The sequence below is a fragment of the Acidovorax sp. genome, assembly GCF_016783915.1.
In the GTDB taxonomy this organism is placed as follows: domain Bacteria; phylum Pseudomonadota; class Gammaproteobacteria; order Burkholderiales; family Burkholderiaceae_C; genus Acidovorax.
In genome coordinates, this window is the sequence record NZ_JADHVT010000213.1 from 1 (window position 1) to 6,155 (window position 6,155).

General features: G+C 59.1%; 5 protein-coding genes and 1 pseudogene. 5 read left to right on the forward strand and 1 reads right to left on the reverse strand.

What is annotated here, in order from left to right:
* Window positions 1-256: 256 nt before the first annotated feature.
* A pseudogene (locus ISS20_RS22910) lies at window positions 257-352 on the forward strand (transposase domain-containing protein); the annotation flags it as partial.
* Between the two features lie 156 nt (window positions 353-508).
* On the opposite strand, the gene ISS20_RS22915 reads toward ISS20_RS22910, so the two are convergent.
* Complete coding sequence (locus ISS20_RS22915; protein ID WP_086926349.1) at window positions 509-1,396, reverse strand: LysR substrate-binding domain-containing protein; 888 nt, start codon at window positions 1,394-1,396, stop codon at window positions 509-511.
* A gap of 189 nt (window positions 1,397-1,585) precedes the next feature.
* Between ISS20_RS22915 and phnC the strand changes: the two genes are divergently transcribed.
* From phnC to ISS20_RS22935, 4 genes are read left to right on the forward strand one after another with little or no spacing between them, the layout of a single operon-like run.
* Complete coding sequence (gene phnC / locus ISS20_RS22920) at window positions 1,586-2,407, forward strand: phosphonate ABC transporter ATP-binding protein (RefSeq protein ID WP_035242057.1); 822 nt, start codon at window positions 1,586-1,588, stop codon at window positions 2,405-2,407.
* Window positions 2,401-3,276, forward strand: a complete 876-nt coding sequence (gene phnD, locus ISS20_RS22925; RefSeq protein WP_114656171.1) for a phosphate/phosphite/phosphonate ABC transporter substrate-binding protein — start codon at window positions 2,401-2,403, stop codon at window positions 3,274-3,276. Before phnC ends, phnD begins: the two co-directional genes overlap by 7 nt.
* A complete protein-coding gene (gene phnE, locus ISS20_RS22930) occupies window positions 3,273-4,073 on the forward strand; it encodes a phosphonate ABC transporter, permease protein PhnE (RefSeq protein ID WP_114656170.1) in 801 nt (266 codons plus the stop codon). Before phnD ends, phnE begins: the two co-directional genes overlap by 4 nt.
* 17 nt (window positions 4,074-4,090) lie before the next feature.
* Entirely contained in the window at window positions 4,091-5,062 is a 972-nt protein-coding gene (locus ISS20_RS22935; RefSeq protein ID WP_366828751.1) for a phosphonate dehydrogenase, read from the forward strand.
* The last annotated feature ends 1,093 nt before the right edge of the window (window positions 5,063-6,155 follow it).

Consider the following 6,155-nt stretch of genomic DNA (forward strand, 5'->3'; position numbering starts at 1 on the left):
TGTTCCGGGACAAGCGCGTGCGCGACGCGCGGACGGGCAGTGGACTAAGCGCAACGGAGGGCCTATTGAACTGGTAGCACTCACACGCCGTGCTACCGGAGTGCAGCGGTTGCTGTCGGTCGCGGCCGTGACCTGAGTTCACGGTGCCTGGCACAAAGCTGTCATTGGCTCACCCAGCAGCGCGGCAGCATCGATGACCGGTATCGAGGGAGCTGCAGTCATGGTCTAGCACACGTCTCCCCATGAACGGGCACGACCCTACGCCTACCTGCGCGATGTCATGGCACGCCTGCCCATGCAGCCCGCCACCCAGATCGGCGAGCTGCTGCCATACCGCTGGCAGTCAGCCTGACAGCGCATATTCAGATACACGACCGCGCCCCGCAGTCAAGATGGGATCGCCGCGCGATTACGGGCGTCCTACAACCCTTAACTTAAGTCGGCCTACAGGCGAACAGTTGCCCCTCGGTCCCATGCCCCACGGCTGCATGGAATCCAAGTTCCATACCTAGGCAATTTTCTGACTTACGCTATGCGCCAAACCCAGGAAGGTCGAGATCAGAGGAGCTTGATGCCGCTCCTTTCTACAGATGAAGTGCACCTGTGTCGCCATGCTGGTGTCTGAAATAGTTAACTTAACAAGGCGAGGATCTGGCCTGTAGGCTGTTTCCGCCACGACGCCTAGGCCCAGCCCCTCCGCCACCGCCTCTCGAACGGACTCGCGGCTGCCCATCTCCAGAGCCACCTGCACCTCGACGCCTCGCTCCTTTAGTTCTTGTTCAAACACGCGTCTGGTCGTCGATCCTTCCTCTCGGATGACGAACCTCTGACCCTGCAGATCACGCAGTTTGAGAGTGGCCCGTTGCGCGAGTGAGTGTTGGGTGTTGCCGAATATCACCAATCGCTGGGTACGGTAAGCCGCGCCAAATAGATCTGGGTGAGCGACGTGATTGAGCACCATGCCCACGTCTCCCTGGTAGTCAAGAATCTTTTCGGTGATGGTTCGCGAGTCGCCTACGCCAACAGCCACGTTGACCTGGGGGAACTGTTTCATGAACAGCTTCAACACGGGCAGCACGTTGTGCGGCCCGATGGCATGGATGACCAGTCGCCCTACGTATTGATTTTTCGCAGCAGCGAGCAGTGCGTGCGCATCTTCCTCGCCACTGAAGGTACGCCGGGTGTAGTTCAACAGAGTGCGTCCAAAGGACGTGAGTTCAAGCCGCCGCCCGCGCCGATGAAAAAGCTCCACGCCGAAGTCGACCTCCAGGCGCTGTATGTGTGAAGAAACAGTCGGTTGTTGAATAGCGAGCACTCTCGCGGCAGCGGTCATGCTGCCGGCTCGGGCCGTTGCGTCAAAGGCCTTCAAGGCTGCGAGGAGGCTGAGTCCAGACATTGATGTGATCTATGGGTGCCCTCATTTTTAGGGATGAAAGTTTCATATTCATGACACCTTGGTCACCCAGACTTGAGCTGTGCTTCCACTGAAGCTGTTTCTTCCAGAACCTCCTCTTTCCCGAGAGATACCTCTGACCACTTGAGTCCTGGTGTGCGTCTAGCGCACCACAACAAATGAAACCGAGCTATGAAAACTGCAATTCGCGAGAGCCATCTGAGCTTGCGGGGTATCACGGTGACCTATGCCGATGGTCACACAGCGCTTGCGCCCACCTCGCTGGAGGTACAGCATGGCGGGTTCCTTGTGCTGCTGGGCGCGTCGGGCGCGGGAAAGTCAACGCTGCTGCGCAGCATCAATGGCTTGGTTAGCCCCACAGACGGAGAGGTGTCGGTGGCCGATCTGCCGGGCGGCACCGTCTCAAAACGCAACCTTCTTGAGCATCGGCGCCACTGCGGCATGGTGTTCCAGCAGCACCACCTGATCGGGCGGCAAAGCGTGCTGGCCAATGTGTTGATGGGCAAGCTCGCCACCCGCGGATCTCTGGCGTCGTTGTGGCCTTGGAGCAAGGCTGACAAGCTGGAGGCGCTGGCGGCCATTGACCGCGTAGGCCTGCTTGAGAAAGCCCTAGCACGGGCAGACACCTTGTCTGGTGGGCAACAACAACGCATTGGCATTGCGCGTGCCTTGGTGCAGAAGCCCCGCCTGCTGCTGGCCGATGAGCCGGTGGCCAGCCTCGACCCGGCGACCGCGCAGAGTGTGTTGACCCTGCTTCACGACATCTGCAAGAAAGACCGACTCACGGCCATCGTGAGTCTGCATCAAGTCAACCTCGCGCGCATGTTCGCCGACCGCATTGTGGGCCTTCGCCAGGGCCAGGTGGTGTTCGACGGGACAGCAGCGCAGTTGACGGAAGAAGCCCAGTCTGCCCTGTACGCGAAGTCGTCACCTGCCAACATGGGCAGTCAATTTGATTCCCCCTCTCAATCCAAGGAGTTTTTACCGTGCTGAATCGTCGCCGTTTCCAATTTATCGCTGCCGTCACTTTGGCCGCCCTGTTGCCACTTGGCGCCCATGCCGAGGGCAAAAATCCTTCCAAGCTTCGCGTTGCACTGTTGCCGGACGAAAACGCCGCCACCATCATTCAGAACGCACAGCCTCTGAAGCGGTACCTGGAACAGACCCTGAAGAAGGAAATAGAGATTACGGTGACTACGGACTACTCGTCGATGATTGAAGCCATGCGCTTTGGCCGCATCGAGGTGGCCTACTTTGGACCGTTCTCTTACGTACTGGCCAAGTCCAAGGCGCCCAACATTGAGCCTTTTGCCGTTGGCGTGGAGCGCGGCTCTCCGACCTACCAGTCGGTTCTCATCGCCACGGCAGGCGGCCCGGTCAAGACCCTGGCTGACGTTCGTGGAAAGCCTTTTGGCTTTGGCGATCAGGCTTCGACGTCCGGTCACCTTGCACCGCGCGCGCACTTGCTTAAAAACCACCAACTGAATGGCGAGACTGACTACCGCCCCGTTCACCTGGGCACGCACGATGCCGTGGCCCGAGCTGTTCAGGCAGGGCAGGTTCCCGCCGGCGCTCTGTCAAAAACCATTCTGGACAACCTCATCGCAAAGGGCATGGTGGATGCCAACAAGATTGTGCAACTTGAACTGTCGGCACCCATTCCGAACTATCCCATTGCGATGCAAGGTAATCTCACGCCGGAGCTCAAGGAAGCCATCCGAGCCGCCTTTCTTCAGATGAAGGACGCCGAGATTCTCAAATCATTCCGTATCGAGGCCTTTGCCGCTACCGATGACAAGGCCTACGACATTCTTCGCGACACAGCACAGATTCTCAAGCTTGATCTGGGACGCATGAAATGACATCGGTAGCCTTGGAATCCATCATTGCCATTGACGGACAGCGGCGACTCAGACGGCTGGGCGCAGCCTGCGTAGTCCTGCTCGTTTGCACGCTGGCATTGTTTGTCACCGGTTTCTTTGACGCGCAGCGTTTCATCGAAGGGGCTCCTGCCATTCAGCAGTTGGCCTCTGAGATGGTGCCGCCCAACTTCGCTCGCTGGGAGCAATGGGTCATTCCACTGCGCGACACCTTGGCCATGTCGATTGCGGGAACGGCCTTGACCGTTCTGGCGTCGTTGCCGCTGGCCCTGGTGGCGGCGCCCAACACCGCGCCGAATGCGGTGGTTGGGCGAATCGTCAGAACCATCTTGGCTGCATTTCGGTCTGTGCCTGAAATCATCCTGGGCATTCTGTTCGTCGCGGCCGTGGGCTTTGGGGCATTGCCTGGTGTGCTGGCGTTGGCCCTGCATTCCACGGGCATGGTGGCCAAGTTCTACGCCGAAGCCATAGAGCACGTGGACCCGAAACCTCTGGAGGCCGCTAAGGCCGCGGGCGCAAGCCGGTTTCAGGTCATCACCCATGCTGTGTTGCCGCAGGTTTTGCCCCAGTTGGCGGACATCACCATCTACCGATGGGAATATCACTTTCGCGCATCGGCAGTGATGGGCATCGTGGGTGCGGGCGGCATTGGCTTCGAACTCATGGCAGCTCTGCGCCTGATCAAGTACGACGAGGTCTCCGCCATTTTGCTGTCCATCCTCATATGCGTGCTCGTGGTCGACGGCATTGGGTCGGCGCTTCGCAAACATCTGAAATAGAAAGAGAGAGGAAGGTAATGATGCCGAAAATTGTGGTGACGCAGCCCATCCATGAAGAGGTACTGGCGCGTCTTCGATCCGCCGGTGATGTAGTGATGAATCAAGGGCCTGAGCCCTGGAGCGAGGAAGAGCTTTACCTCCACCTGAAGGACGCCGACGCCATGATGGCGTTCATGCCTGACCGGGTAGATCAGCGAACCCTGTTGCACGCTCCCAGGCTCAAGACCATCGCTTGCGCCCTGAAGGGGTATGACAACTTTGACCTCAAGGCATGTGCGCAAGCCGGTGTCAGCGTGAGCTTCGTTCCTGACCTGCTCACAGAACCCACGGCAGAACTCGCCATTGGGCTGGCCATCGCCGCCGCGCGCCATGTGCTGGCAGGTGACGTCAGTGTTCGCAAGAGCTACGCAGGATGGCGTCCCCAGCTGTACGGAATGGGGTTGCACGGCTCGATCGTGGCGGTCGTCGGACTTGGCGCCGTTGGGCGGGCCATTGTGGACCGTCTCTGTGGCTTCGGGTGCGCTCAACTGCTGGGCGTGGACCCGCATGGTGATGACGAACGCCTGACCATGGTGAGCCTGGGTGAGGCCCTGTCGCAATCCGACTATGTCATTCTGGCCGTTCCGCTGCTGGACGTAACGCGTCACCTCGTCAATGACACCATGCTTGAAGGTGTTCGGCGGGGGCAGATCCTGGTCAACATTGGGCGAGGCTCGGTTGTGGACGAGGCTGCCGTGGCACGGGCGCTCAAGGACGAGCGCCTGGGTGCCTACGCCGCCGATGTGTACGAGATGGAAGACTGGCTGCTGGCAGACCGTCCACGCCAGATTCATCCGGAACTCTTGCAACACCCCTCCACGGTTTTCACACCCCACATTGGTTCGGCGGTGAAGAAGGTTCGCCGAGCCATCGAGTTGCAGGCTGCTGAAAATTTGCTCGTTGCGTTAAATGGTAATGAGCCGCTTGCACACTACGAGGCATCGCACTGAGCGGCTCATGTGGCAGCTTCGCACTGCTCGGTGCAGCCATGAGGTCACCACACCAGAGAATGCTTTTGGACGTTCTATGGTTCTGGCCGATCTAATTCTTTGAGAAGACCTTGGCTACGTGTTTCGGACCCGCGGGCCAACTGCGGATGCTCTTCGCAATGGTTCCGATAAGCCGTGCCGCCAAGTATCCGGGGTGGGATTCCCCCGGTTTCTCGGACGGTTTTCTGGGATCGTTGCCTACATCAACACCGACCGCAGCGGGTCGGGAGAACCAATTCATCCTTGGTGTGATCAGTTGCTCCTGCTACCTTGCCCGGCTCGCATCAATAGAGTGACCGGTCTGAGCAACAAAGCGGTCGCTTGAGACCCTGCTCGGCCAATGACCAGTTGCGCAACACGCGAACTTTCAGGCGTTAGGTTCGAGTGTCGGAGATCAGCCTTGAACCGACTTCCTGATTCTGGGACGGGAGTGCAGCGTTATGCACAGTGCTCTGTTATGAGTAGCCCGGTGGGTGCTCCTTCGAGATCTCCCTGGTGCGGGGTGCGTGCATGCGCTACGAGGCTATCCATAGTTTCGTCATGCTCAGAGGCGCCAAATGCGATGAATCCTTGCTGAGGCTGCGCACCGCGGCTTCATCTCCAGCCGTGCGGCGAACTGTTCCAATCCCAGGAGTTTGATTGGCCGCTGTCGAGGGAAGACCCATCACAAACAGGCGAAGTCGGTTGGGGCGGTGTGCCATGGTCATCACGTCGGCGGCTACCGTGTGACAAGACTATTTGCCCTCGATCTCGCCTCGTCGGGAATCAAACGTTATGTGCAGCGCGTCCTCGTCCTTGACGCCGGCAACGCCAGCGTTCATGCGGCCTGCAGCCTGACGGCGTCGGAGTCCTGCATATAACTGGGACCTGTGCATAACGGCAAGGAGCAGCCAGACGAACTGGCAGGTTGAACGGCGGGACAAGGCTGATCTCCGACACTCGAACCTAACGCCTGAAAGTTCGCGTGTTGCGCAACTGGTCATTGGCCGAGCAGGGTCTCAAGCGACCGCTTTGTTGCTCAGACCGGTCACTCTATTGATGCGAGCCGGGCAAG

Bases quoted from the DNA above. Each gene is read 5' to 3' on its own strand.
- phnC (WP_035242057.1), top strand. From the start codon at position 1,586: ATGAAAACTGCAATTCGCGAGAGCCATCTGAGCTTGCGGGGTATCACG.
- phnE (WP_114656170.1), top strand. From the start codon at position 3,273: ATGACATCGGTAGCCTTGGAATCCATCATTGCCATTGACGGACAGCGG.
- ISS20_RS22935 (WP_366828751.1), top strand. From the start codon at position 4,091: ATGATGCCGAAAATTGTGGTGACGCAGCCCATCCATGAAGAGGTACTG.
- ISS20_RS22915 (WP_086926349.1), bottom strand. From the start codon at position 1,396: ATGTCTGGACTCAGCCTCCTCGCAGCCTTGAAGGCCTTTGACGCAACG.